The organism is Roseomonas genomospecies 6, from assembly GCF_008365375.1.
Lineage (GTDB): Bacteria > Pseudomonadota > Alphaproteobacteria > Azospirillales > Azospirillaceae > Azospirillum.
The window spans coordinates 1-24536 of record NZ_QOKW01000022.1 but is presented as its reverse complement, the minus strand read 5'-3'; the positions used below and the strand labels follow the sequence as shown (position 1 = coordinate 24536).

Below are 24536 nucleotides of genomic sequence, written 5' to 3'. Positions count from 1 at the left end.
TCTCGCCTTACGCGAACGATTTGACTGCTTGACAAAGCAGGATTTTGATGGGTATGGGCAATAGATTGGTGCCGTTTTCGATGAAGTCGAGACCGTGTGATGAGCTTCACCATATCACCTTCGCTCGCGGTGCTCCAACAATGGAATGTGAATAGCCGTTCTCAGGCGATGCTCTGCTTGTAATCTGCCTTCAAGATGAATTCCTCCTGAAATGGAGCATTTACCAACCCGAAAAGCTGATGATCTTCGGTGCCCGTTGCTGAGAGCAGAAGGGAGGTCTCGATGACGGTTCCTCGGGCTAGAGCAGCCATCGAGGAGAGGGAACGAACCCCCTGCAGAAGGTCCGGGCGGACGCGGGACTCTGGCTTTATTCTCATACCATTAGGGTCCTCTGACTGCGCTGCACCCTGCAATACCCTAATTACCCGGAAAACATCTCTAAGCTCTGGGGCAAAAGCACCAAACGTCGCTCTTAGGGATTTAAAATAGGTCTGATCTGCAAGAGATCCTAATTTTTTATCTTCAGCTGTAAGTAGCCCAATCACTAAATTTTCGACTTTTGCGACGTCGCTTGCAGAGACCGCCGCAGAAGTATTGCTATTTAATTTCCTGCGTCGATCGGCGAGCAGTGCTTCGGAAAGTCTATGGCGTGAAGGAATTCCATCTATGTTTTCCATGTGATCACACAGTTCAAGCAGCTCATCGCATGAGGCATCCTCGACCCATTCGGCGAGTGGCACTTCGTCAAGCCAGTGACGCAACAGCGTGTTGTTGGTCTGTTGAACGCGGTCACAAAGGTTCACAGCCGCGTCTCTTGCGGACTCCACCTCGCTCAGCGCCAAATCGATTTTGATTGTGAGCAATCCACTAAGTAAATGCATTCGGGTCGATTCTGCCCAGCCCAAATCCCCTTTGGGCAACGCGTCCTCGTATTCTTCAATTAATTTGTCAAAAAGGCGAATGGCCTTGCGTGATGCGGTAATATTGCTCGACACAATCCCCCGTGCCTCAGAAGGATTTTTACGGTCAGCATAGGAAAGTGTATCGAGCACGGCTCCAATTTCGGCGAATACTGTGTCCCTGTGACGGCGGTCAATTTTCCCGCTCAGCGTAGCTAACGCACTGCCGACGGCATCTATCTTGCCGTCAACCTGCTTGACCATGCCGATGAGCAATTCAAGTTTCTGATCGACACAGTCAATCTTGGTGTCTATCTGGTCCAGACGTTTATTAAGTGCTTTAAACTGGCTTCGCATATAAGAAAAGCTTGCTATTGACACGCCTAAGTTCAAAACCGAAGAAATTGCGGTAATGCCAGGAAGAGTCGGAAAAGGCATGCGGAAGACCTCAACCATGTGGCCTTCGATCCGTCCGCTCGTAAGGTTCTTAATGACCGTTCCATCTCTCGTCAAATCGGACTTTCCGGCTAATTCCGTCGGCCACTTCATCAAGACAGAATCGTGCATCAGACCAGTAATCATTTTGGTAGCCTGTTCCCGTGAATTGATGCAGTCCTAAGATTTTTCATGCGAAAGCGCGGGAGCGCCCAGTTAACTTTATGGAGGGCTTCATACGACAACACACCCCATGCGTTCATTTAACGACGAATGTAGGAAGACAATCAAGCGCCATTTGCAAAGCGTCCTTTGCGGAGAGGCGCCACATTCCAGGAGGTTCCCCGCAGCTTTGGCATGGACCAGCACCTCGCGGCTTGTCCCTGGCGTCGTGAAGGCCGGCCCCCTTGCCCTTCAATCCACCATTTCTGCCAGAGTTTGAGCGTTCGGACCTTTCCGAATGCGGGGGCTGCGGCAGCTGGGTCCGGGGCGATCACGTCGGAATTGAGCACCACCAGCCCTACGACGCGCGTGGCGATCATCTCCGTGGCCTTTACGACCCCCGCATCTATTGCGTCTAGCACAGCGACGCTTGACTGAATGCGAGCGTCACCTGGATGGACGGAACGGGTCAGCTCCGGAAGCTGTCGGGTTCCATGTAGATCCACTCGGCATTGGATGGCTGGACCGCGGGGCACTGCTTGAGTCAACGCGTTTTGCACGTTCGCTTCTGTGTTGCAATGCGGTTGCGCAATGAGGTCTGGAACCCTTTCGACAAGACAACCTATTGAGACGGGTAGGTCAGGCGGTTTGGCACCAACATCCCGCCCACCGGGAAGGACAGGTAGGGCTGGTCGGTGTTCGAGGGCTGCACGGTCAGTCCTGCTTGTCGTCGCCTAGGGCCTGTTAGCGCTTGAAGTTGGCCCCCATTTCATCCGGATGGCAGTTGAGTACGGAGACGAGGTTCTGACGGATGCGGAATGGGACATTCTGCATCCGCTGATCGAGGAATGTCGGCCGCGGGGTAAGACAGCGCCCCAGCACCTGCGCCGGACGATCACAGCAATCGTGTGGCGCCATACGAACGGTGCCAAATGGCGCGCCATCCCGCCCGAGTTGGGGCCGTGGTGGATGGCGGCACAGACGTTTATCCGCTGGGCTCGGCTGGGCGTGTGGGAACGCTTGCTCGACTTGGCTCAGCAGCGCGGCGTCGCGTTGGGCATGACCTTCCTGGACGGCACCACGATCCGGGCGCACCCGAAGGCCGCGGGCGCGTCCAAAAAAGGGGATCTGGAGCACAGCGGGACCTGCGTGAAGGCCTTGGCCGTTCGCGTGGCGGCTATGGCACGAAGGCCTGCGTGATCGTGGACAGCGGCGGGCGGGCGCTCGGCTTCGCTCTGGCGCCCGGCCAAGCCCATGAACTGCCGCTCGCTCCCGATCTGCTGGCCATCCTGCCCGATGTCCCGGGTTGGGTGGTGGGCGACCGCGGGTACGCCGCGGACGCCTTCCGCCAACGGATCTGGGATCTGGGCGCGCGACCGGCCATCCCGCACAAGAAGACCGATGCGCCGGTCGCTTGCCCGGCGTGGATCTACAACAACCGCAACATTGTCGAGCGCTTCTGGGCCAGGATCAAGGAGTGGCGGGCCATCGCAACTCGCTACGAGAAAACGGCAAACTCCTTTATGGGCGTACTCTGTCTCGCCGCCGCCCTCGATTGGCTCAAGCGCTAACAGGCCCTAGGCCGGCCTCGACGCCGCTCAGGAACGCGTCGAACTCGCCGCGGAAGGTCCGCAGCTCCAGCGCCGTGACGTTCGTCGAGTTCTGCAGCGAGTCGATCGACGAGCGCATCGAGCTGAACGCGGTGCGGACGCCTTCCGCCAGCCAGCGGAAATCGCGGTCCAGGTACTCCAGACGCTTGCGGTTCTCGGCTTCCAAGGCGTCCATGCGGGCCGCCAGATCGCCGCGGGCCGGCTCGGCGGGCACAGCCGCATGGCGCGCCTCGGCCGACCGCAGGATCATGTCCAGCGTCTCATGGGCGTTCGGCATGTCGAGGTGCTGGCTCAGGGCCGTCAGTCGGGCCGCCAGATTGCCGGTGATGGTGATGTCGTTCGGGGTCACGTCGGTCATGGTCATGATGGGATCCTCTATGGGCTTTTGGGCGTTGAGCAATCATCTGCGCACGACGTCGGACACCACGAAAAACCCTCGGAAGCGGCCGGCCGGTAACCGCATAACCGTGTAACCAGCCCCCAGAGAACCATAGAGATAAATATTTCCCGAGAGCCATGAGAGAGAGGTATTCCAGGAATCCGGAAATTTGGTTCCTACGACTCTATAGATCTTCAGTTACAAAGTAAGAATCGGTTACACCCGTTGGAAATCCTGGGTTTTTGATGTAACCGACCGTGTAACCGGATGTGCCCGACAGGCGCTGGACCGGTCGGCCATGGCAGGCATAGCCTTCCGATTTTCCGTCGTACAAAAACATACAGCGTCAGACCGCGTGCGATGCTGTTAGGCGGTGTGCGACGGGATTGGGTGGTGCACCGGGCATGCCGAGGCATCGCCGGCGGATCGCCATGGTTGGCCGGGCCGGGCGAACTTGCTTTGATTGGGCGATCGGCCGTCGGCCGCGGATACCGGTGAAAAACATTACCGTACCGTCAGGCTACCGGTAGCTTACCGGTAGAATACCTTATCGCACCGTACGATACCTTATTGTACCGGTAAACCACTGCTGCAAAACGGTTTTGCACGGTTTTCTGACGGTGGAATACCGTCATTCCACCGGTACGGCAAACCTTACCGCTCGGGGGAATGACGGTCACAGGCGCCTGCCGGCGGGGCTGCCGGGGGATGGCCTGGCCGATGGCCAGCCTGACAGCTGGCGGCCGGGAGGGCGGTGGGATCGGAGGGAAACTTGGGGCGGAGGACCTGGGCGGACTGGGGCCGTTGGCCTGGGGTAGACCGGGCCTAGGGCCCTGGGTCGGACGAGGGGCTCTGGCCCTGGTCGAACTCGGCGCCGGCGACATATGGGATGCCGGGAAGTGGGGGATTGGGAAAACACAGTGCCGGGCGCTTTGTGCACCCGGCAGGTATCCACTGTGTGATGAAGCCCGGTATTCCCGGAGATCGAAACTCCCTGCTCTACGCTTCCATGGCCGCGTTCTCCTCGCGCGCGATTTCCAGGTCTACCGACGCCAGGATGTCGTCGCGCATGGCGTGAATGTCGGCCTTCGACAGTCCGCGGGACTTCAAGGTTTTCGCCTTGCGCATGAAACGGCGAATACGGTCGGCTTCATGGCGCAGGCGCCACTGAGCAATGCGCTTATCGCGCCATGCCTTTTCGCGCAGTTCCTCGGTCGGCTGCGCTTCCGGGTCGATGAGCATGCGGCCGGCCATGCCGACACGGTCGATCATCCAGCGATCGTACGGGGACAGCAGCGTGTCCAGCGCGGTGCTGACCACCACGCCCTCGTCACGCTCCTGGCGACGGATCAGGTAGGGAGCGAGGCCTGAACGGCCCAGGATTGCGCAGAGCTGATGGATGCGCGCCGGCGACCATTTGGCGCTGTAAGTGCCGGCCATGCCGTGGCCTTCGACCTGGCTGACCATGTGGCTCTTGACGCCCAACTTGCGAGCAACCTGACCTTGCGTGAGGCCACGCTCCTCCCGCAGGTGCTTCAGCACACGGGCAACATTGGCGGAATTGCTGCGGTAGGTGTCCGGGCGGCTCTTCTTCGGCATGACGTCCTCATGAGCAAATTGATGACGTGTCTCATTATAGCGGCCAAGCGTCGGATGCGCCGGTCAGGGGCGCAAAAAGCCATCAGGAAAACTTGATGGGGGACGGTCCCGCCAGGTCGCCTGGCGTGTCCTCGCGCGTGCGCAGATGATGGCCAGGAATTCCAAAAACCGGGAAAACGGCCGTGCTGGACCTTGATCTTGTTGCCAAACTCATCGTACCCGAGGCGCGCGCTCTGGCCGCGACGCTGCCGGAGAGGCACGTCCAGGCCAAGGTCGCTCGACTTTATCTCGCGACGCTGGAGCATATGCGCGGCGCGCCGAAGGACCGCCAGGGCCGGCCGTTGACCGCAGCACCGAACGACAAGAGCCCAGACGACACGAGCACCCGCAAGAACCGCCAGCACTACCGAAATTCGGTGACGTTCGGCCACGGAATCCAGCTGCGCAATGCCCTGCAGCTGTACGATGAGGCCGTCGAGACCGGCGACCAGGACCTGAAGATCGGCTCGCTGTACCTGATGCGCGAAAGCCTTGATTGGCTACGCGCCTATCCGCCGCGCGACCCAGCCGTGACGATCAAACGTATCCAGGGCCAGGGCTGGAAGACCTATCGGCGCCGCAACGAGCGGCCTGCCGGCGGCGCCAAGAGGGTCCTCAAGGGCCAGGATCACGTGCGGTCCGGGCTCATCTGGGGCGAGGTTGACGAGGACTCGGTCTACCGCGCCGGCATTGCCGTGCAGCTGTTGACCGGCTTCAGGCCGGTCGAACTCCAGCGCGGTGTCCAGGTGACCATCGACGAGGAGCGTCAGGCATTGGAGCTGGTGACCAGGACCGCCAAAACGCACAACGGCAAATACGGCCAACCCGAGCGCTACCACCTCACGGCCATCGACCTGCCCTGGGCGCACTTCCTGGCCGAGCTGGCGCGGGAGAAGGGCGGATCGACGATCGTCCGCATCCCCCGGGCCAACGGCCTTGCGCATCGCTACTGGAAAATCGGGCAATCCCTCATCGAGAAGGGTCTGATTCCGCCGGGCACCAGCGTCAGCGCGTATCTCAAGCGCAACGAGATCAACGGCATCCTGGAGCAGCACGATCCGCTCGTGTCGGAGGTCGGCACAGGCCACAAACTCAAGGTCAACCGCGCTGCGGCCAAGGAGGGCTGAGCCATGGCAAAAGTCCGCAGCCACTCGATGTATGCCAAGTTCGGCGACCTCGCCCACCGTCAGATCGGTGGGCGCAAGGTGCCGGTCGAGATTGCCGACACACCGACCATCCTTGAGGTTGGCGGTTCGCGGCCCCTGGCGGACATGAACGAGATCGACCTGCCGGAGAACGTCAGCATCGAGATGGGCAACGCGCCAAAAATTCGGCTTCGGCCTGGCGAGGATGAGGCGACCATCAGGATATCAATGCAGGACCTGGAGCCTGTCGAGAATGCATCGCTGCAGATCGACCAGGAGCGTCTCGCCGGCGAGGTACTTCGGGCCAACCTTTTCGAGGCCGCGCGCCGCCGTGCGCTCGCAATCGCCAAGGTGACGGGCCCGCGTTTCCGCGCGCTGGAGATCGGCTTCATTCCCGGCCATGAGGTGGACCTTCCTGCCCTCTCGGCCCCAACGGTCGCCCTGCCGAAGACCACTGTCCAGGCGCCCAAAACGCCCCCGACCCCCAACATTCCCACGCCGACGCCCACCAGCCCGGCCCCGATCAGGAAAACACGGAGGAAAATCTGATGAGTGGATCTCCCAAGGTCGGCGCCGGTGGTCCGGCGCTGAACAACAATCGAGGAGCCCCCGCGGTCAACGCGGAGGTATCCAGCCTCAAAGCGCGCGGCGCGGTGGACCAGTTCCAGCGCGGCGGTTCCGGCCGTGAGGCCGCGGCCCACTGGGGCGCTGCGATGCGCGGCGTCAACCAGGAAGCCGCCGGGCGCATGCAGTTGGAGGATCTGCAGAAACTGCAAAACGGCAGTCCGGCTCAGCGCGCAGAGCACCTGAAGACACTCGGCGCCGAGCAGAAGCTGGCCGAGGAATACATCCGGCAATACCGCCAGCAGGCCGTGGACCGCCGCAACAGCGGCAAGCCCATGTCGTCGAGCGAGGATCTGGTCGAGCAGCGCCACAGAGAACTGGTCGTCAGGCGCTATCAGGACATCAAGGAAGCTCAACGCCTCTTCGGCGGCGGTCAGCCATCGCGTGCGGCCAATGACCAGCCTCGCTCGATCAACCATGGTCGTCAGGACCAGGGCGGCCCAGGCGTGCGGCGCGATCAGCCGGAGCGTGACGCTTTTCGGCGCGACGTGGGGGTGTCACGCGGTCAGGAGCAACGCCGCGGAGAACCCGAGCAGCGCCGGCGGCAGGACATGGGTCGCGGTCAGCAGGACCAGCGCATGGAGCAGCAGGGTCGTCGCATGGAGAGCGATCCGCGGCGTTCCCAGGACCCGCGCATGGGTCAGCAGGATCCGCGCAGGGACAACGATCCGCAGCGCAGCCAGGATCCGCGCCGCCAGGCGAACAATGTCGTCAGGCCGGCGGAGTTTAACCCGCATATCCCCGCCGATCTGCGCCATCTGGAGGCCGGCCCGCAGACCCGCGTCGATATTCACCAATACGAGTACAGCCTGCAGACCGGCATGGCGCACAGTTCGCCGGAGGAACGTCACCAGCAGCGCCAGGAAAAGCTGACGAGCCTGCGTGACACGGCCCGGGAGATCGAAAAGATCGCCAACGACCCGCGCCACGCCGACAAGCTCGACCAGATGGTGGACCACGCCGACCGCCTGGGTGTGATCGACAAGGATCACGTCCAGTATGGCTCCACCGCGGATATTGCGAAGCACATGAAGGAGTTGGCCGAGCGCTACGACCGGCAGGGCAAAGTCGAACAGGCCTGTTGGAACTACGAGCAGTCCCGCGAAACCATCGGCCGCAAGCCCTCCAACCAGGTCAGCCGCGACGAATGGGGGGATTACGTTGGCAATCGTAATCGCGCCGCCGGTGAACTGCTCAAGTGGCACCGAGACCGGGAACGCAACCCGGGCCTCTACAGCAGAATCGATCTGGAACCGGACAGGGCTGAGGAAATCCAGACGGCGCTGCATCAGGCGCACGAGCGCGGTCGTCGCCTGGCCGAACAGAAGCAGCAGTCCTCTCGGAACTTGCTGCAGGCGTACCGGGCGCGGAAGGAAGCCGCCTCCGGCAGCGAATAATAGCCTACAACCCGAACACAGAACGCCGGGAGCTGACCGCTCCCGGCGTTCTGCTTTTCCGAGGGCACACGGAGCAACTCAGCGGCAAATTTTTCTCTCCACCCGTCGCTCGATGTAGGAAAATGTACGACAAAAACCTGCGCCAGAGGTTTTCGGAAAATCCGGGGAAATCGAAGGTTAGCGTAACCTTATCAATTTCCCGGGCTGATTATTATAGAGGCCCGATGAATTCCACAACCACCGGGGATATTGTGTTTTTCGGGAAATCCTGATTTCCTTGGTTTTCCCCGTAACCTTTGCAGTTTAACGGGTCGGCCTGCGGGGGCACTCGGAGGCCGCTTGGGCACTGGATTTCGAGGTTCCCGGCCGTTTTCCGGGAATTGAAAAGGTTTAACCTAGGTTGTCGTGGACGGTAACGCGGACAAGTCAATTGTCCGGTGGCGTCCTCGTACCTTCAAAAACGACGGCCACCGGCGGGGATACGGACCTTTGGGCGGGCCGCTTTATCGACATCAGGGGCGGCCGTGGAGCCGTTGCCAGCGGAGTCCCCAGCCCCCTCTGTGGGCCCTTTTTTCCCACCCTCCGGGGTGACCTCTCGCACGATCTCAGGGTCCAACCCGAGCGCCAGCAGCTGCTCCGGCGTCCAACTGGCCTCCCCCTCCTCCATGGCGGCCTCGGGGGTGGGCGCCGCCGGGTGGATCTCCGAGGGCTCCGCGGTTGACCAATCGTGGTCGCCGGCATCGACCTCCAGGTTCTCCTCGGCCCAAGCGAGCAATTCCTCGGCGGACACCGTGACGTTCAGCACCGTGTCGGACGCGCCGCCGGCGTCTTCAGGGGCGGCCTGGATCGGTGCCTCGTCCGACTGGGTCGGGGCGACCGTCTCAGGGATCACCGGCTTCGGCGCCTCGACAAGCTGATGGCCAAGGGCGTGTTCGACGGCAAGCCGGACGGCTTCCCGGTAAACGGTGGTGATTTCCCCGCCGGGCTCCTTCGCTGCGCGCCGCCGTGCCGCGATCTCTTCGATGGCGCGGTGCGTGGCATAGGGGATTTTCGCGCTGGTCCGCGCCAGGTCTTTCCTGCCGTCGGCCCCCTTGGCTCGCAGGGTGTCCCGCAGGCGCAGCAGGTCCTGCGCCGTCGGCGGCTGCTCCAGGTAGCCCAGGGCGGCCTTGGCCACGATCTCCTGGCGGGTGGTCCCCAGACGGTCAGCCTCTCGCTGGCACCATTCCAGGTCCTCGGCGGGCAGCGAAAGGGTGACCAGCACCAGGTCGGCCGCGGCGACCGGCGCGGGGGCGTCGGCGGGCGGCAGGTATTTGTCGAGCGCCAGCCGGATCCATGACGCCAGGCGGCCCTGGGGGAGATCGACGTAGCGCTCGATGGGCGCGAAATTCACCGCTTTCCCTTCCTTGCGACCGGTCGGTCGGAAGGGGGCCTCAAGGGGCGGCGGAGTGAGGCCAGCCTCTTCGGCGGCCCGAACGGCGTCGTGCACCACGGCCGTCACACCCTTGGTCGGAAGGTCCTTGTTGCGTGAGGAGCGTTCTTCGGGTGGCAGGTTCGGTGTGGCCAGCCGGCGGCGGGTAACCTCGGCCACGAGGCGCTCGTTGAGATCGGCGTCCAGGATCGTCGCCATCCAGATGGCACGCGGTTTCGGCGGCGACTTGGTGAGCACGGTTTTTCCAGAAAGCCGAAATATGATCTCAGGACCAACCTAATTCGCGGAAGGGCCTGATGCAAGGCGGGCTGTCGCCTGGGGATCATATGGGGCGGGGCCGAAACAAGGCACGGGAGGGACGACAGTCCCTCCCGTGCCTTGTGGTCACCATGCCGGCGGCACGCGTCAATCGCTCTGCTGGATGACGTCCAGACCCTCCATTGCCTTTGCCTATTTCAAATTCTCGTCAGCCAAGCCGGGACGGTCACGCCCTGCCCTATGCCCAGGCTCGCGCGCGCAGCTGATAATCGGGGCATCCATTCCCCGAGGTCGCCATGAAGATGTCCGCCGCCCCTACCCGCTCCGCCGCTCCTCAGATCGACCGTGCCACCGCCGCGGTCACCGAGTGGATTTCGCGCAAGGCGCTGTTCGACAAGGGACTGCTGACCCGATTTGAGATGCGTGTGGCCGACCGGAAATGGGTCGAGGCCGGCGCACCGAAGGGACCGCGGCCGACCACGACCATCGGAGCGGTCCAGGCGAAGGTCAACGAAATTGTCCGATCTCTGGGCGACAAGGGCCAGAGGGTCGCCGTGGAGTTCTGGGCGGCTCACGCGTTGTCCACCGCCGGCAAGCTGCTCGATATCGACGGCATTCCGTTCGCTCGCGAGTTCAGCCGAGCAGGAAAGCCGAAACTCGTGCAGGGCCCCGAGGCGCACGCGCGCGTCAAAACCAAGGCTGCGGAGATCTTGGGCGAGGTCAATCGCCGGCGGCCGACCATCGAGACGATCCGCAAAGCGCCTGTGACGGGCCTCTCGCGGGTCCTCTCCGACCAGGATCAGGAAGCCTGGGAAACTCGGCTCGCCTGTGTGCAATGGAACCTTCACTGCGCCCGTGTTGACCGCGATGACGCGGCTGTGGCGGACTGGGGCGATGCGCTGGACCTGGTTATCGATGTGGGTGGCCGGGCAGGGGCGTGGCCCGCGGTGAAGCGCCAGCCAGTGGCCTCGAACGAGCAGGTCGCCACGCGGCAGCGGGAGTTGGTGGCGGCTTGAGGCTATGCGGGAGAGGCAGGCCCGCCGGACCGGGGGCGCCGTGATGGGAGAGTTCTGACGTCAGAACTCTCCCATCATTGATAGGGCGGATTGGCTGACCAAAGAGCGGGAAGGCCGTCCCGCGGTCAGGCGTGGAATGCGATCATCGCTCGTCGAGCATGTCTTCAATCTCGCGCTTCAGTTCGCGCAGTCGCTCCTTCGCGTCCTCGCCAAGAAGACGACCGCTCTCTCGTGAGCTGCGCAACCCGACCACGAAGCGATCAATGGCCTTCATCGTGATTGCCCTGCCCTTCCCGCTCGTCTTGGCAGCCGACCGGGCCTGCTCCGCGCCGGGTTCGTCGTCAGAACCATCCGTCTCGCTGGCTGGGGCAGCCGACGGTTCCGGCACGCCCTCCTCGCGGACGGTGCGAATGGCCCGGATCGTCAGCGTGCCGTCCTGCGCCAGCCCGATCAGGTACTCGCGCATCTCATCGTCGTCGATGCGCGCGAGTTCCACGAGCAGGTTGCGCGAGATCACGAGTTCTGACGTCAGAACTTTGGCGAGGAGGTCATCGGGAAGCGTAAGAATGCGCAGCGCGGCGCTGATCTCGCCCTTGCTTTTGCCGAGGGCGTCCGCCGCCTGGGTCTGGGTCCACCCCTTGTCCTGGATGAGTTGCGACAGCCCTCTCGCCTCTTCGACCGGGTTCAAATCTTTGCGCTGTAGGTTCTCCAGCAGGCTGACAACCGAGGCATCCCCGTCGCACTCGATGGCCAGCATCTTGGACCATTTGTTCAGGCATGCGGCCCGCCACCGGCGTTCACCGGCGACAACAATCCAACGACCGCGTGCGCCCGGATCGCGACGGACGAGGATTGGCTGAAGCTGCCCATGCTCAGCCATCGTGGCGGCAAGCTGCTCCAGGCTCTCATCGTCGAACACCTTGCGCGGTTGGTTAGGGTCCGGACTGATGTCCTCCACCTCCACCTCGAAGGTGTGGCGAAATCCGTTTTCCTCGGTTAGCAGCGTGTTTGACGCGTCGTCGATCATCATGGTCGCCGCACCAAGAATGGGCGACCCTGGCTTTTTCCTTGCTTGCGCCATGATCAGCCCTCCGCCGCCATGACGGCATCAATGTCCGCTCGCGGCAGAGGCGCTCCGGCCACGATTGCCTCGGCCAGACGGCGGTACACCACGACGCCCGGCGACGACGGCGAGACCTCGATGGCGATCCGTCCATCGCGAGCGGCGTGCCCGAAGGCGGCGGCGTAAGCGATCGGCTCAAGGACCGGGGCCTTGTCGCCCAACGCACGTGCCAGATGCGCCAGCACCTCCCGGTCTACCGATTTGCGGTGGTTGTATTGGGTCGGCAGGATGCCGGCCAACCGGAGACCCGCGTTGAGGCGCCGCTGGACCTTGTTGATCGTGCTGATGATCAATCCCACGCCCATGGTGTCGTACGGCTCGCTGCGGACCGGAATAATGACATCCTGCGCGCAGGTCAGCGCCATGGTCGTGAGCGCCCCCAGGTTTGGCGGCGAGTCCACGACGATGAAATCGTAGGACGTGAGGACCCCCTCAACGGCCTCACGCAAAGCCACATCGGACCCGGGCTCGCGCCGAGCGTCGGTCTCGGACAGCTCGATGTGGCTGGCGGCCAGATCGAACGGCGCCGAGTAGCTGGGGAAGTCAGGTGATCCCTTGGTGATGATGATCTCGGACAAGGGCCGATCCCGCAGGATGACGTGCGCCATCGTCTTCTCGCGCTTGTAAGCCGTCACATGATCGGCAGCGAGCAGCGCGACCGTGGCCGTGGCTTGGGGGTCCATGTCGATCAGGAGGACCCGGCGGCTCATCTGAGCGAGCGCACACGCAAGGTTGAGTGCGGAGGTCGTTTTCGCAACTCCGCCCTTATGGTTGGACAGCGTCAGGGTTCGGGCGGAACGCGGACGACCCGACACCATGGCCTCCAGTTCGGCCGACACATCGTCGGGAATGGCCTCGCGGCCATTTTCCCAACGGCTGATCTTCGGCTTGTCGTAGCTGCGGTTGAGCCGACGGTTCAGCTCGTCTTTAAGGTCCCCCTGACTTAGACGGAGTTCCTGGCGCAATTCGCGCATCTGCTCGCCATCCATGATGCTGCCTTCGGGTTGATTCGTTGCATCAAACCTTGCAGATCCCAATCAACCCGTCAACCTCAACGTTGACAGTTGATGGTTGACGAACGTGGTGCAGTTCTGACGTCAGAACTTCTCAACGGCGGCGGTCCCCGATGCAGTGGCATGGGCGCTCCGATCCGTGCGCACCTGATGTTCAGCGTCCATTGACGTGATCCTGTCTCGAAGCGTCGAGAGAACCTCGCCCCGGCGCCGTCTGGCTGCCGGGGCTTCTTTTTTCGTCTCCCGTGCAGATCGCCCCCAGGCTCACCGCTCACCGACCGCCGAGGCGACGCGCCCGCCGTTTCCGTGCGCATCTAATGTTGTGCGTTCTCCAACGCGCGTTTCGACGAAGACACCTCGCCCCGGCGCCTCCCTGGCTGCCGGGGCTCCTTCTTTTTGGCGCCCGGTTTCTGACGGGGCAAGGACCCACCCGGCGCGCGATGCTGTGACCGAGTGGCCCACGAGCGCCGACGACGCCAGCTCAGCCTGCAGCACTCACTCACCCAGGCCAAAGCCCGCGCGCGCGGCGCTGAGCGCGCATGGTCGCACGCACGTAGTGACCAGGCCCCGCGGCCTTGAGCGGCCGGGATAAGTCCGCGTCCAGGGAAAGGGGCAGGGGAGGGGGACCGGGATGGAACGAGGACGGGGGCGCCTACGACGTACCCTTGGTGTTGCGTGTGTCGTCGCCGGTTCCGCCGCTCTTCGATTGGCGGCCGCGCCAGGGGGTTAGCGGCGTTTTCCCCTCGTTCAGCGCTCGGACCTTCTCGATGTTCGCCTCCGACGGCACGGGCAAGAAAAAACGGTCGAGCGCATCACTGGCGTAACCGTAGTGGAGCGCGGCCGTGCGGACGCTGCGATGGCCGAGCAGCGCTGCCACCTCGTCCTTGGTCATGCGGCTTTTGGCGTTTGCCGAAAATTGGTGCCGTCCGCTGTAGAGCGTGATGTGCCGCTTCCGGTGCGGCCAGAGCGCCCGGTTGGCGCGCCACAGCGCCTTGCGGCAGTCCGCCATGACGGCCTGGAACCGCCCCTCTCGTTGGTATCCCTGAAGTTCTTTCATCAGGTCTTTGAGAAACCCGATCCGTTTGGCGGGGAGAGGGCTTAGGTCGAGCAATCGCGTCGGGCCGAACGTCCGGCCTTGCGTGGCTTTGGCATTGCCCACGAGCAGGTGCGGTCGTCCTTCGTGATTGCCGATTTGCGCGTTGAGCCATTCGCTCGGTCGGAGGCCTGTATATTGACCAGCAAGGAGCCACCGAAAGGCCAAGTTGTTGGCTTTGATGTCACTCGCCGGAATGCCGCTGTTGGCGTCCCCTGGTTTGGCCCCGATACGCCGGCGCAGCATGTATTCCCCGAGCTTCTCCAGGTCTGCGACAGGCGCACTTTTCTTCTTCGTTGCGACCCGAACGGAGCGCTTCAGCGCAATGGCGTCCGTGACGGCGGCCAAGCGATCCCGCGCTTCCCGCGCGGCGGGGGAGGGGGCGACCTTGGCACAGTGGTGGAGCAGGGCGGCCTTGTAGAGGCGGAACGTGCGTTTCGTATAGCTGGGCGCGGCTCGGATGAGCCACTCCACCACATCCTCCTCGGTGACCTGGTCGAGGTCCATGCCTGCCGCGCGCCCGGTCAGGCGACGCATGCGCTCCACCAGCGCGGCGTATTGCGCGACGGTTTCGGTGGTCGGTGGATCGGGCTGGCGCGGGGTCATGGATCACCTCGTGGACGCTCAGGTGTAGCCCGGCACCGATGAAGGCGAGGCTACGTCCACTCATCTGCGCGCAGACCGGGACCGTCCCGGCCGGTGGCCGCCACGGTTCGGGAATCCGGGGGTATCGTCCTCTCAAGACAGATCGACGAGATCGCCCCGAACCCAAAGGACCCCGACCATGCGCCTCACCGCCGCCAAGCCCTCCGCCCCGACCGTCGCCGCCCCCGCCAACACCGCCGTCGCGCTGACCCGCTCCGCGCAGGGTGCCCTCCGCGCCGATCTCCGGGTCGCCCAGACGGTCGGCAGCACCGACTTCCCGGGCTACCGCAAGGCCCTGGTGGCGCTGTCCCGTGGCAAGCTGACCGCCGGCGAGCGTCTCTTCTCCATCGCGGCGAGCCGTCCCGAGGACCTGGCCGAGGAGCGCAAAGCCCTGGCGTCCATCAAGAGCCTCAAGCAGATCGCGCCTGCCGAGGCCACGGCCGCCTTCCAGCGCTCCTGCGACTTGGGTTACGGCCGCAGCCCCGAGGTCCGCATCGATCCGTTGATCCGCTTGGCCACCCGTGAGGACCCCGCAATTGTGAAGGACCCCCGCTTCAAAAAGGAGTGGCTGGACACCCCCGAGCTGGCGAAGTCCATGGCCCACGCCGTCCTGGAGACCCACCAAGCCGATCTGGCGGAACTCGCCAAGGGTGGCCACGAGGCGCTGAGCGACATCGCTCAGCATCCGGTTCATCAGGAACTGGAGGCCCAGGTCATGTTGAAAGTCGAAAGCCTGCTGCCGGTGGGCGACCACGACATCGAATGCCGCACCGCCATCCGCGAGGCCATCGTCGAGCATCTCCCCTGGGGCGAGGACTCCGACGAGTGGATGCAGTCCCTGGCCGCATGAAAAAATGGGGAACGGGAGGAAACGCAAAAACCAAAAACCCCAACGAAGAGGCCCGCAGTCGAACCGCGGGCCTCTTCCCATGTCCGGACGCCAGGCCGCCTCAGCAGCAGTCAAACCGGCTCGGTAACGAAGACCTTGGGCTCACCTGAATGCAGCTTCACTTTCGACCATTCCCAGACGGCTCCGGCGCGCTCCAACGTTTCAATGCGCAATTCCATGTTGCCAAGAACAGTCATTTTGGCCGACACCACCGCGGCCGTCTCGCCCTTGAGAAACAGCCAAAGGCCGATCTTCCAATCCGGTGGGCAGGCCACCCCCAGCTGCTCTTGAATCAGCGCTTCGTGTATTACGTAATTCCTGCACTTTTTCAGGAGCTTACTGACTTCCTGCGCCCACGAGACCTCCACAAGCCAAACCTGCTTCGCCGCTGGATCCAACGCAACGAAGTCCGGGACGACTTCGCTCCCGTTCAACAACAGCGGGAATTGCGGATTGACAAAGAGCCTCTTACCCGCGGTGAGATACACGTGGACCACAGTTTCCTGTATGCGATTGACGTCCACTGCGACCCCCGGAGCATAGTGATGGATTTGAGCGAGGCTTACCGCAAACAACTCCCGCTTGTCATCGAGCATCCGGTCGGTGGGCCCCGGATTATCGCAGCTTTGGTCATCGATGAACGCCGTCTAGCGTTTGCCCAGGACGGCTGGAGCTTGGGAGCTACCAGCCACCCTCTCCATATCTTGGAGGGATGCAATTCCGGGGACGGACCGTGGTACGTTGGCTCTGCTAAGATCCGGGTGCTCGACGAGCATGAGAGCCTCATGTTCTTCTGGAAAGACTGGAACCGCACGACGGAACCGGCAGCCCGAGGCCGAGCCGAGGAACTACTCCGCGATCTGTTGGGGAGCAGTGAAGCTGAGATGACCTGAGGCGTAACTGCGGACCCACAATCAGCCGCCAAGCTCTCGGGTTTTCCACATTCTCAAGAAATTCCCGATTTTCCAGCCTTTCCCGCGCGCAGGTGATGACCACGACCTCTCATCACCAGAGCCGCCGCCATGCCGTTTACCGCCTTTCTTGATGACCGGATGATCTGGTCCTTCGATTACGACGCCGACCAGTGGGAGGCCCTGCGTCAGTCCCATCGCCGCGGCGAGGTCGCCCTTACGCTGCCCTGCTGCGGCGAAGAGCTGGACCTGGTGGCGCGCGGCGAGACCCTGTATTTCCGCCATCGCCCCGGCACGCTGTGCGACGCTGTCGAGCACGCCGGCGGGGCAGGGGAGGAGGCAGACCGGCACGGCGCCGTGGCGGAGCCCGCCGACCGCGATGAGTTGATGTCGGTCATCCGCTGGGCGATCCAGAGGGTGGGCTGGCGCGAGACGCAGCGCGACGGGAGCCGCATCCCGAAGCGGGTGGAGTGCGAGCGCGACGGCCGCAAGGCGGTCATCCTGCTGCAGACGCGTCGGCTGCCGGAGGGCCATCGACGTCAGACCGACTTGGTGAGCCGGAGTTTCGAGGTTCCTTCGCTCTGGTTCTTTACCCGCAACGTCGGTATTCCCGAGGGCCTGCCGCCGGAGATGGCCAATGTGTTGCCGATCGATCAGCCCGTGGTCACCCGCGATGTCAGGGACATGGTGCGCGACCGCGTGGCCCGGTTCTTGGGCCGGATCGCCGACGGCGCCTTCCAGCTGCCCGAGCGGCCGGTCGCGCCGCCGCAGCGGGATGTTCGTGAGGGACGCCCCGGTGGGGACCGGGCCGAAATCCCGGCGCTTGACGACCCGGAATGGATCTACACGTATCTCCACCTCCCCGACCGGCCGCCGATCCTGACGCTGCGCGAGCGCAGCCGTGTGTGGGGCCTGATCGTCACCGAGCGTCACCCGCTTGCTCATCTCGGAACCTACTCCGACAGCCCGGAGCCGGCGGAAAAGACGCGGTGATGTGGTAAAACGCCGCCGTCCCTCCCAACGCCTACCGCCAGACCCGAGGAAACCAACGATGAGCACCACCGCCCCTTCCTGGTCAGTCCGCCAGCTCGCCGGTCAGGCTTACGGCTGCACGCTGTCCGTCACTTACCGCGGCCCCGATCAATGGCTCTGGTATGTGATGGTCGTGGATCACCGCATCGGTGATGGCGTGGCGCGGACGATGAAAGCCGCGCAGGATGCGGCGGTGGCTGCCGCCAAGCGCCATGCTGACCAGGGCGGCACCGTTCAGCTGGGGCTCTTCTGACGGGCTCAATCGAACCAATTCAGGATTTCTTCAGAAAATCGGAAATAAGGTCCTGCGGCAAAATACCTTCTGGTGAATACCGTGACCGGCAAAGCCCCCGACCTTACTTCGCTGACCGCAACTATTTCTGCGGCATATTTTGAAAACAACAACGTTTCGCTGCAAGACGTTCCGTCGGTGATCAACGCCGTCTACGCGGCGTTCGCCGCCCTGGGCCAAGCGCAGCAGCCGGCCGCCGAGCGGCTCATCCCGGCGGTGCCGATCAGGAAGTCGGTGACACCGGACTACATCGTCTGCCTGGAGGACGGCAAGCAACTGAAGATGCTGAAGCGCCACCTGCAGAGCACCTACGGCCTGACGCCGGACGAGTATCGTGCCCGCTGGGGGCTGCCGGCCAACTATCCGATGGTCGCGCCGAACTACGCTGAGCAGCGCAGCTCGCTGGCCAAGCAGATCGGCCTGGGCCGGACTGCCGGCCGCGGGAAAGGGAAGGCCGAGCGCGCGTGATGCGCGACTTGAGCCCCTGGCGCCGGCCGGCGCCAGGGGCTCAAGTGTTCTTCTCCGCGACGTTCATCAGCACCCGCATAGCGGTGTCCTTGGCCACCTCGTCGGTGTCGGCCGTTCCGCTGCCGGCCTCACGATCAAACGTCACGACCGCCCAGCGCCAGGTCACCAGGTCGTCGTCAAGCCAGACCATCGCGATGTATTTCCCTGCGTAGCTCCGCTGATAAGCACCCACACCGGTCAGCCACTCGACCATTTTGATCCTCCCGTCCGCCGTCCAGCTTACGCCGGACATGCCTGGAAAAAGGAGAACATTTCCGGTACGAAATTGGCGCGCGGCAGGGGAGGGTAGGGCGATGGGGTTTCGGCGGGTCGAGACGGTTTCTGACCATCTTTTGCATGCTGTGCCGCTGGCGATCCTATGCCTGTCGTGCGGGCGCTACGTCGAGCTGGACCCGGTGGATATCGCCAAGCATTGCGCCAGCCATACGAGGCCGGAATACCTGCCTTTTCGCTGTAGCCGCTGTGGCGCGCGAGGGCAGCAACTGGCGCACGGGAAAGAGGCGCGGCGTCTGCATTACGGCCGGCCGGTCGAGCGGCGGGGGCAGCCGTGGTGAACGCGGTGTCGCTCACACCGCCCGCCACACGCGGTCCCGTGTCCGGTCCACCGCTGGCCGCAGCACGCCGGCCCGATTCAACTCGTCAATGTGATCCTGGGCGGTCCGGGGCGCGATGCTGAGCTTCCGGGTAACCAGTTTGACGGAAACCACCGGAACTTCGTCCAGCAGGTCCAGCAGCCGTGGCAGGCCGCTGGACGCCCGCCGCGCACGCGGTTTTGCCGAAACGTCCCGCCGTCGCGCGGTCGGCCGCTCGTAGGGTTCCGCGGCCGGCGCCTTTCGTGGTCGCCGCACCGTGGCGATGGCCTCGTCCCAGCGCTGCCGCCGACGATCCAGCGATCCCCACCGGTCTTCCTCCCGAGCCGCCGCGGTGACGACCGCCCGAGCCAGCGTGCCGATCCAGTCGTCCTCGGACGCGGCCAGCCCGATGCGGAAAACCGCCACATCGTCCGCCCAAGCCGCGCCAATCGGCAGCCACAGCGAGCGCAACCCGCATGCCCGCGCCAGCAGGGTAGGGGCGATCATCTTGGCGAAACTCGGCCACCAGGCCGCGCGTTTCCCCTCGGTCAGCGCTCGAAACCGCCTCACCCAGTCCGGATCGGCGTTCAACCCTGGTGCCGAGACCGGCAGGGATGCCTCTGGCAGTTCTTCGATAAACTGCAGCCGATGCAGCGAGCGGGCGGCGCCGGTCAGGCCGGGATCAAGGACGAGCGCTTGGTCGATCATGGTCAGGGCTTGCCCGATGATGGCGAGCGCCTCGCCGTCCAGCTCATCCGGCCGCACGCCGATCTGCACCTCGGTCCAGCGGACGTAGATCTCAACCACCCATTCCGGGGTCCAGGCTGGAATTCGCTGTGCGATTTTCGGAGAACCTGAAAACTCCAGGTCCTGGGCCTCGTCGCGCAGCGCCAGTTCGACGTCGAGGAGGCCTTGGGTGGCGGCGCGGGTGGTCGCAAGGATCGCGGCGAGGTCCTGGCGCTGATCGGACGGCAGCTTGCCGCCCCCGCGGTGCACCTTGGCAACGGCGGCCGTTCCGTCCCCCAGGATTTCGTCTGCGATCCGCTTGGCGTCCCTGTCCAGCCCGGCGGAGTCCACGATCTGCCGAATGGCCCTGGTGGAAATCCGCCGGTCCTGCAGCAGGTCGGTGTCCAGGCCCGTTTTCCGGGGCTCCAGACCGTCCTGAAGGTCGGACAACAGGCTGCAGAGGCCTGCGCCGAGACGCGCGACGGCCCGTCGTGGCGGATCAACGACATCGGGATCCACCAGGGCCAGATCCAGGTCGGCCGGGTCGAGGAGCTGTCCTTCCAGCTTTACGAGACCCAGGCAATGACGCCTTGCGGCGTCACGACGCTGACGCAGCTCGCGGGCGGCTATGCCGCCCGCGAGCGCGTCGAGCCGCGCCAGAGCCCGTTCCGCCGCGAGGATGTCCGGGATGTGACGCGCGGGAATCATGAGCGCTTCCTGTGTGATCTCCGGTAGGCCAGCCGGTCCGATGCGCACCGGAACCGCCGCCGAAAACGCACAATAACACATTGACATCAAATGATCCTGCAGACAATCGGTGTTTGTCCGCCGATGGTGTGGTCGCGTTTCTGGAACTCCATGTCAAAGGTTCATCCAATGGCCCTTAGATGAAGCTTGAATTTGAGGGAAGGGCAGGGCACGCTGCGGAGACCGTGAAAATTGCCCGCCCGAAAACCAGGAAGCGCATGCACAAACTGTTGACCGATCGCGGTGCGCCGAGCGGCATGGCGCACAGTGGCGCCATGCCGGATCACGGGCGGAGCTGCGGCTTGCGCAGCCGGTCAGTAGCACATTTCCATTCGCAGGCCTCGCTGGTCGCGCTCCAGGGTGGCCGGCACGACCCGCGCCATCCCGGCGAGCGTGTCGCGCGCCGCCAAGGCGAGGACACTCGCGTCCAGCACGTCGTCCGCCGCAACCCCGGTGCCCCAACGCTCGTCGATCCAGCGCCGTGCCTGCGGCAGCCCGTTCGCCTCCAGAATGTGCAGCCGCTGCTCGCGACCGGGTGCGCGGTTCTTGCGGGGCAGAAAGCGCCCGCCACTCAGCCGGTGAAAGGTCAGTTCCGGATGCCCCTCGCGCACACGCGCCTGCAACGCCGGCGCGATCGCCTCATCCATGGCGCGCACCAGAGGAAGGATGTGGAAGAGCTGAAGGCTGATGCCGCAACCATCCCTCTTCGCCCAAGCCTGAGCGGCGGCCAGATCTCCCACGCGATCCAGCAGCGGTCGCCGGACACCGGTGAAGACCCGCGGCCATGCCTTGCCCAGAAGCCTGCGGGCCTGCAGATCGGCGGCCCTGTGGCCGGTCGGCGGCAGTCCCACCGGCACATCCACGAGCGTCAAATCGGCCGACTTGGCGTCGGCAAGGACTTGGGCAGCAGGTCCAACCCGCCAGTCGGCCATACCGGTTTCCGTGTCGAGACGAACCACGACCAATCGGCCCCGACCAGCACCATCAGCACCCTGAACGATCATGATGACCCTCCTCACCTTACAGGACACGCGATCCATGGGAAGGGCCGGGTACCGGGCGGCTCCAGTACGGACGCTTTCCGGCGGCGTGTCAAGATGAGGCTCCGGCGCGCAGATGACCGTAAGGAACCCAGCCGAATGCAACGCCATGACTGACCAAACGCTTCCCCTGCCGCTGCGCATCCCTGACCCGATCACCACGATCGAGGACGATCCCGACCTGCCGGTCGAGGTGCGTGAGCAGCTCGCCGGCTTCGGTCGCCGCTACGCCCGGGCCAAGGCGCCGCGCACCGTGCGCGCCATGCTCGACGGCGTCCGCCTGTTCGCCTTGTGGTGCTCGGAACGCGGCCACGTCTGGCTGCCCGCGACGCCCGATACCGTCGAGGCCTACATCGAGGAGGTCGGCCACCGGGGTTACGGGCGTTGGCGTCGTCCGGATCCCCGATCGCTGGCCCGCTACACCCGTCTGCAGGAGCGGTACGAGGCCCTGCAGCGCAAGGCCGCACAGGAGAAGCGGACCTGCCGGGCAAAGCCGCCGACGGCGCCCGAGAGCGTCTGGCTGGAGCCGAAGCCCCTGAAACCAGCGACGTTGCAGCAGCACCTCTGGGCCATCAGCACGGCGCACCGTGCGGCCGGGTACGAGGACCCGACGAAGCACGATCACACCAAGCTGGCGCGCGAGGCACACACGCGGGAACGCGGCGCTCGCCAGAAACAGGCACGCGCGCTGAACGAACCGGATTTTACGAGAATCGTGGAAACCTTGGACGCTCGGATTGCCGAGCACCAGGTCATCCTTCACGATCTCCGGGAAAGCCACACCCGCCTTTCGGCGCTGACCAGCGCCGCCGCCCGGGCGGCCGAGGTGGCGGCGAAGATCGCGGCCGAGCGCACCGCGCTCACCTACGCCCTGCGGGACCGCGCGCTCGTCCACACGTGGCACGACAGCCTGCGACGGGTGTCGGAGCTGGTGGCCTTCCAATGGGAGGATATCGGCCGGGATACCGACGGCAGCGGCACGCTGCTGGTCCGGAAGTCCAAGACCGACCAGGCCAAGGCCGGCAAGATCGCCTGGTTGTCGCCGGAAACCATGGTCGCCCTCGATACGTGGCGCCCGGAATGCCATCGGGTCGTCACCGCGGCGGTTGAGCGTGGTGCCGCCAAGTGCGTGCGGATGGGCACCGCCGATGAACTGGACGCGGCCGCCGCACTGTTCGTCAGCCATCACCGCGGTGGCGTGTCGCCCCTCTCCACCGTCGCGGCCGTGGGGATACTGAACGAGCGCGCCGCCCAGGCCGGCATCCTGCACCGGTTCAGCGGGCACAGCATCCGAGTCGGCGTGACCCAGGACCTCCTGGCCGACGGCGAGGACATCGCGGGGATCGCCCAAGCCGGCGGCTGGGAAACGCCACGCATGGTGCTGCGCTACGGCGAGCGCCTGCTGGCGGGGCGCAACGCTGTGGCACGGCGTTGGAAGAAGAAGCACGGCGGGGAATGACCTCCCCACAAAAACGGGGCCATAGGGGCCCGCTTTACAGCAAAACATGAACTTTGGAATGGGCTCATTCCGCAGCGATCAGCTCGCAGGTGTTGTGAGCCAGGTTCACCTTCACTTCCCTGGCCACAAGTTCCGGCCGGATCGACATGCCCTCGCGAACCAGTCGGACCAGTCCGACACGAGCCAGGTCCTGCAGGGAGCGGGACACATTCGACATCTTCCGACCCGCCATCTCGGCAAGCTCGGACACCGTCGCCGGATGACGCTCGCCAATCAGCTGCATCAACTCCCGGTTTCCGTCCGTCATGACGCTGAAGAAGTTGGGGAGTGGCTGGCGCTCCGCCTTGAGCCAGTCCGGCGCCGGGCGCTCGCCGCGAGCAGCCGACCGCAGCTCGTCTCGTAGATCAGTCAGTGATCTCGTCTTCGTCATCGCGCCTCTCCTGGTCCTCAAATTCGAAGGGAACGCCTTCGGCTTGACACGCGGCCTCCACCGCGTCGAACACGTCAGCGATCAACCTGTCCGCATCGATGAACGTGTACGGAATGTGCTCTTCGACCCGACGCAATGGGTGCCTGTGATCGTATTCGATCCGCTTCGGCACTTGCTGCGCGTTGTCAAAGCCCAAAAGTCTCGTGCCATCGACATCGTGCAGATTGAGTGCGTACTTGATCCCATGCGGCCGGCCTTCTGTCTTCGCCACCACTCTGACGTGGCATCTCAACGACCAACCATTGGGGAGCCAGAACCACCAGCCGTCGAGGTCCAAAATCCGTTCCATGCCCTGATCAACCATATATCACCGCATGATAAAAGGTGCAAGTCCCGCGCGCACCCCAAAGGAGGTAGCTGGTCCTCGACCGCGAGATCTTATCAAATTCACTTCTTGGGCTGCGACGGGGTGCGGAGCCAGTGAGGGATGGGCGAGCCTGCCTGTGCATCGGCGCCCAACCCCGACCAGCCGGTAGGGGTGACGCCATAGGACGGACCAATTTATACGCTAAGCGGACAAACCAAGAACGCGGTTGCTGAAAGCTCGTACGCCAAGGATGTCCAGAGGATGTTTGTCTCAGTTCTTCGAGTCAAATCAACGAAGAAAATGCAAGAAACGTCAAGTGGGCCAGCTTGCTGGTGGCAATGGCGATCATATAATGAATGAATGCCCAACCAATAGCTCTGGAACATAGACCTTGGCGCTCGATGCCAGCTATTGCAGAGATTCCGAGCAGAGCGAAAATTGCTAGCCAGTTTGATAATCCTACCCCCACAGCGATGAAGGCGATCAGGCCCCATGCCCCTCCGCTGCCGATGAACTCCACGAGTTCCTTATGAGACGTGTTCCGTTGCATCAGGCGCAACACCGCAAGTCCACACTGCCCGAGAAGTCCCGAGATCACCCGAGCGTTGCAATCCCAGCAGCTTCGGAAAGAGGTGTGGCGCTGGTAAGAGGCACAGCGAGCACATCGCACGTCATAT

At 63.8% G+C, this 24536-nt stretch carries 24 protein-coding genes; 10 read left to right on the top strand and 14 right to left on the bottom strand.

The genetic code is table 11. The features are described from left to right. Positions 1-161: 161 nt before the first annotated feature. Positions 162-1481, bottom strand: coding sequence for a hypothetical protein (locus tag DS843_RS22570; protein ID WP_149471086.1), 1320 nt, complete (start codon positions 1479-1481; stop codon positions 162-164). Between the two features lie 792 nt (positions 1482-2273). On the opposite strand from DS843_RS22570, the gene DS843_RS22565 reads away from it, so the two are divergent. Then, positions 2274-3067, top strand: a protein-coding gene (locus DS843_RS22565) for an IS5 family transposase (protein WP_149471085.1) whose coding sequence is annotated in 2 segments (ribosomal slippage) — positions 2274-2619 and positions 2619-3067 — 795 coding nt in all. Because the reading frame shifts where the segments join, the coding sequence is not laid out codon by codon here. On the opposite strand, the gene DS843_RS22560 is transcribed toward DS843_RS22565, so the two are convergent. Then, complete coding sequence (locus DS843_RS22560) at positions 3057-3470, bottom strand: hypothetical protein (RefSeq protein WP_149471084.1); 414 nt, start codon at positions 3468-3470, stop codon at positions 3057-3059. The genes DS843_RS22565 and DS843_RS22560 overlap by 11 nt on opposite strands. A 1014-nt stretch (positions 3471-4484) precedes the next feature. Continuing rightward, entirely contained in the window at positions 4485-5084 is a 600-nt protein-coding gene (locus DS843_RS22555) for a helix-turn-helix transcriptional regulator (RefSeq protein WP_149471083.1), read from the bottom strand. Between the two features lie 182 nt (positions 5085-5266). Between DS843_RS22555 and DS843_RS22550 the strand changes: the two genes are divergently transcribed. Genes DS843_RS22550 through DS843_RS22540 form a run of 3 tightly spaced genes read left to right on the top strand, consistent with a single transcriptional unit; the run spans position 5267 to position 8289 of the window. Next, positions 5267-6250 carry a hypothetical protein gene (locus DS843_RS22550; RefSeq protein ID WP_149471082.1) on the top strand — a complete coding sequence of 328 codons (984 nt, stop codon included), beginning with the start codon at positions 5267-5269 and terminating at the stop codon, positions 6248-6250. Positions 6251-6253: 3 nt separating this feature from the next. Continuing rightward, on the top strand, positions 6254-6817 hold the full coding sequence (locus tag DS843_RS22545) for a hypothetical protein (RefSeq protein ID WP_149471081.1): 564 nt from the start codon (positions 6254-6256) through the stop codon (positions 6815-6817). Continuing rightward, positions 6817-8289 carry a hypothetical protein gene (locus DS843_RS22540; RefSeq protein WP_149471080.1) on the top strand — a complete coding sequence of 491 codons (1473 nt, stop codon included), beginning with the start codon at positions 6817-6819 and terminating at the stop codon, positions 8287-8289. Before DS843_RS22545 ends, DS843_RS22540 begins: the two co-directional genes overlap by 1 nt. 454 nt (positions 8290-8743) lie before the next feature. Here DS843_RS22540 and DS843_RS22535 read toward each other — a convergent pair whose 3' ends face one another. Further along, positions 8744-9955, bottom strand: coding sequence for a hypothetical protein (locus tag DS843_RS22535; RefSeq protein ID WP_149471079.1), 1212 nt, complete (start codon positions 9953-9955; stop codon positions 8744-8746). A gap of 317 nt (positions 9956-10272) precedes the next feature. Here DS843_RS22535 and DS843_RS22530 point away from each other — a divergent pair, with 317 nt between their 5' ends. After that, positions 10273-10992: a hypothetical protein gene (locus DS843_RS22530; protein ID WP_149471078.1), complete on the top strand. Its 720-nt coding sequence runs from the start codon at positions 10273-10275 to the stop codon at positions 10990-10992. A 142-nt stretch (positions 10993-11134) separates the two neighbouring features. Here DS843_RS22530 and DS843_RS22525 read toward each other — a convergent pair whose 3' ends face one another. The 3 genes from DS843_RS22525 to DS843_RS22515 form a co-directional block, all read right to left on the bottom strand. Beyond that, positions 11135-12022 (bottom strand): ParB/RepB/Spo0J family partition protein, encoded by an 888-nt coding sequence (locus tag DS843_RS22525; protein ID WP_286192264.1) that lies wholly within the window; start codon positions 12020-12022, stop codon positions 11135-11137. A 53-nt stretch (positions 12023-12075) separates the two neighbouring features. Continuing rightward, entirely contained in the window at positions 12076-13104 is a 1029-nt protein-coding gene (locus tag DS843_RS22520) for an AAA family ATPase (protein WP_149471076.1), read from the bottom strand. A 676-nt stretch (positions 13105-13780) separates the two neighbouring features. After that, positions 13781-14827: a site-specific integrase gene (locus DS843_RS22515; RefSeq protein WP_149471075.1), complete on the bottom strand. Its 1047-nt coding sequence runs from the start codon at positions 14825-14827 to the stop codon at positions 13781-13783. Positions 14828-15005: 178 nt separating this feature from the next. Here DS843_RS22515 and DS843_RS22510 point away from each other — a divergent pair, with 178 nt between their 5' ends. Then, entirely contained in the window at positions 15006-15716 is a 711-nt protein-coding gene (locus DS843_RS22510) for a nitrogenase component 1 family protein (RefSeq protein ID WP_149471074.1), read from the top strand. Positions 15717-15826: 110 nt separating this feature from the next. On the opposite strand, the gene DS843_RS22505 is transcribed toward DS843_RS22510, so the two are convergent. After that, positions 15827-16351 carry a hypothetical protein gene (locus DS843_RS22505; RefSeq protein ID WP_149471073.1) on the bottom strand — a complete coding sequence of 175 codons (525 nt, stop codon included), beginning with the start codon at positions 16349-16351 and terminating at the stop codon, positions 15827-15829. A gap of 426 nt (positions 16352-16777) precedes the next feature. Here DS843_RS22505 and DS843_RS22500 point away from each other — a divergent pair, with 426 nt between their 5' ends. The 3 genes from DS843_RS22500 to DS843_RS22490 all read left to right on the top strand — a co-directional run bounded on the left by DS843_RS22500 (position 16778) and on the right by DS843_RS22490 (position 18458). Continuing rightward, the gene (locus DS843_RS22500) at positions 16778-17659 is read left to right on the top strand and encodes a hypothetical protein (RefSeq protein WP_149471072.1); all 882 of its coding nucleotides are present in this window, start codon (positions 16778-16780) and stop codon (positions 17657-17659) included. Positions 17660-17717: 58 nt separating this feature from the next. Further along, positions 17718-17951 carry a hypothetical protein gene (locus tag DS843_RS22495; RefSeq protein ID WP_149471071.1) on the top strand — a complete coding sequence of 78 codons (234 nt, stop codon included), beginning with the start codon at positions 17718-17720 and terminating at the stop codon, positions 17949-17951. A gap of 72 nt (positions 17952-18023) precedes the next feature. After that, positions 18024-18458: a MucR family transcriptional regulator gene (locus DS843_RS22490; protein WP_475849337.1), complete on the top strand. Its 435-nt coding sequence runs from the start codon at positions 18024-18026 to the stop codon at positions 18456-18458. A gap of 40 nt (positions 18459-18498) precedes the next feature. Here DS843_RS22490 and DS843_RS22485 read toward each other — a convergent pair whose 3' ends face one another. The 3 genes from DS843_RS22485 to DS843_RS22475 all read right to left on the bottom strand — a co-directional run bounded on the left by DS843_RS22485 (position 18499) and on the right by DS843_RS22475 (position 21567). Next, on the bottom strand, positions 18499-18711 hold the full coding sequence (locus tag DS843_RS22485) for a hypothetical protein (protein WP_149471069.1): 213 nt from the start codon (positions 18709-18711) through the stop codon (positions 18499-18501). 373 nt (positions 18712-19084) lie between these two features. Then, a complete protein-coding gene (locus DS843_RS22480; protein WP_167525418.1) occupies positions 19085-20524 on the bottom strand; it encodes a helix-turn-helix domain-containing protein in 1440 nt (479 codons plus the stop codon). A gap of 353 nt (positions 20525-20877) precedes the next feature. Continuing rightward, entirely contained in the window at positions 20878-21567 is a 690-nt protein-coding gene (locus DS843_RS22475) for a DUF429 domain-containing protein (protein WP_167525417.1), read from the bottom strand. 145 nt (positions 21568-21712) lie between these two features. On the opposite strand from DS843_RS22475, the gene DS843_RS22470 reads away from it, so the two are divergent. Further along, positions 21713-23062, top strand: coding sequence for a tyrosine-type recombinase/integrase (locus tag DS843_RS22470; RefSeq protein WP_167525416.1), 1350 nt, complete (start codon positions 21713-21715; stop codon positions 23060-23062). A 64-nt stretch (positions 23063-23126) separates the two neighbouring features. Here DS843_RS22470 and DS843_RS22465 read toward each other — a convergent pair whose 3' ends face one another. The 3 genes from DS843_RS22465 to DS843_RS31625 all read right to left on the bottom strand — a co-directional run. After that, the gene (locus tag DS843_RS22465; RefSeq protein WP_149471065.1) at positions 23127-23492 is read right to left on the bottom strand and encodes an HVO_A0114 family putative DNA-binding protein; all 366 of its coding nucleotides are present in this window, start codon (positions 23490-23492) and stop codon (positions 23127-23129) included. Next, the gene (locus DS843_RS22460; RefSeq protein WP_149471064.1) at positions 23467-23856 is read right to left on the bottom strand and encodes a toxin-antitoxin system TumE family protein; all 390 of its coding nucleotides are present in this window, start codon (positions 23854-23856) and stop codon (positions 23467-23469) included. The genes DS843_RS22465 and DS843_RS22460 overlap by 26 nt, the downstream gene beginning before the upstream one ends. Before the next feature lie 286 nt (positions 23857-24142). Further along, positions 24143-24536: hypothetical protein (locus tag DS843_RS31625; protein WP_208852299.1), on the bottom strand; the 394-nt coding region annotated here is incomplete at its 5' end.

Coding starts and splice junctions, on each gene's coding strand:
- DS843_RS22570 (WP_149471086.1), bottom strand. CDS start 1,481: ATGATTACTGGTCTGATGCACGATTCTGTCTTGATGAAGTGGCCGACG.
- DS843_RS22560 (WP_149471084.1), bottom strand. CDS start 3,470: ATGACCATGACCGACGTGACCCCGAACGACATCACCATCACCGGCAAT.
- DS843_RS22555 (WP_149471083.1), bottom strand. CDS start 5,084: ATGCCGAAGAAGAGCCGCCCGGACACCTACCGCAGCAATTCCGCCAAT.
- DS843_RS22545 (WP_149471081.1), top strand. CDS start 6,254: ATGGCAAAAGTCCGCAGCCACTCGATGTATGCCAAGTTCGGCGACCTC.
- DS843_RS22540 (WP_149471080.1), top strand. CDS start 6,817: ATGAGTGGATCTCCCAAGGTCGGCGCCGGTGGTCCGGCGCTGAACAAC.
- DS843_RS22530 (WP_149471078.1), top strand. CDS start 10,273: ATGAAGATGTCCGCCGCCCCTACCCGCTCCGCCGCTCCTCAGATCGAC.
- DS843_RS22525 (WP_286192264.1), bottom strand. CDS start 12,022: ATGATGATCGACGACGCGTCAAACACGCTGCTAACCGAGGAAAACGGA.
- DS843_RS22520 (WP_149471076.1), bottom strand. CDS start 13,104: ATGGATGGCGAGCAGATGCGCGAATTGCGCCAGGAACTCCGTCTAAGT.
- DS843_RS22515 (WP_149471075.1), bottom strand. CDS start 14,827: ATGACCCCGCGCCAGCCCGATCCACCGACCACCGAAACCGTCGCGCAA.
- DS843_RS22510 (WP_149471074.1), top strand. CDS start 15,006: ATGCGCCTCACCGCCGCCAAGCCCTCCGCCCCGACCGTCGCCGCCCCC.
- DS843_RS22505 (WP_149471073.1), bottom strand. CDS start 16,351: ATGCTCGATGACAAGCGGGAGTTGTTTGCGGTAAGCCTCGCTCAAATC.
- DS843_RS22500 (WP_149471072.1), top strand. CDS start 16,778: ATGCCGTTTACCGCCTTTCTTGATGACCGGATGATCTGGTCCTTCGAT.
- DS843_RS22495 (WP_149471071.1), top strand. CDS start 17,718: ATGAGCACCACCGCCCCTTCCTGGTCAGTCCGCCAGCTCGCCGGTCAG.
- DS843_RS22485 (WP_149471069.1), bottom strand. CDS start 18,711: ATGGTCGAGTGGCTGACCGGTGTGGGTGCTTATCAGCGGAGCTACGCA.
- DS843_RS22480 (WP_167525418.1), bottom strand. CDS start 20,524: ATGATTCCCGCGCGTCACATCCCGGACATCCTCGCGGCGGAACGGGCT.
- DS843_RS22475 (WP_167525417.1), bottom strand. CDS start 21,567: ATGATCGTTCAGGGTGCTGATGGTGCTGGTCGGGGCCGATTGGTCGTG.
- DS843_RS22470 (WP_167525416.1), top strand. CDS start 21,713: ATGACTGACCAAACGCTTCCCCTGCCGCTGCGCATCCCTGACCCGATC.
- DS843_RS22465 (WP_149471065.1), bottom strand. CDS start 23,492: ATGACGAAGACGAGATCACTGACTGATCTACGAGACGAGCTGCGGTCG.
- DS843_RS22460 (WP_149471064.1), bottom strand. CDS start 23,856: ATGGTTGATCAGGGCATGGAACGGATTTTGGACCTCGACGGCTGGTGG.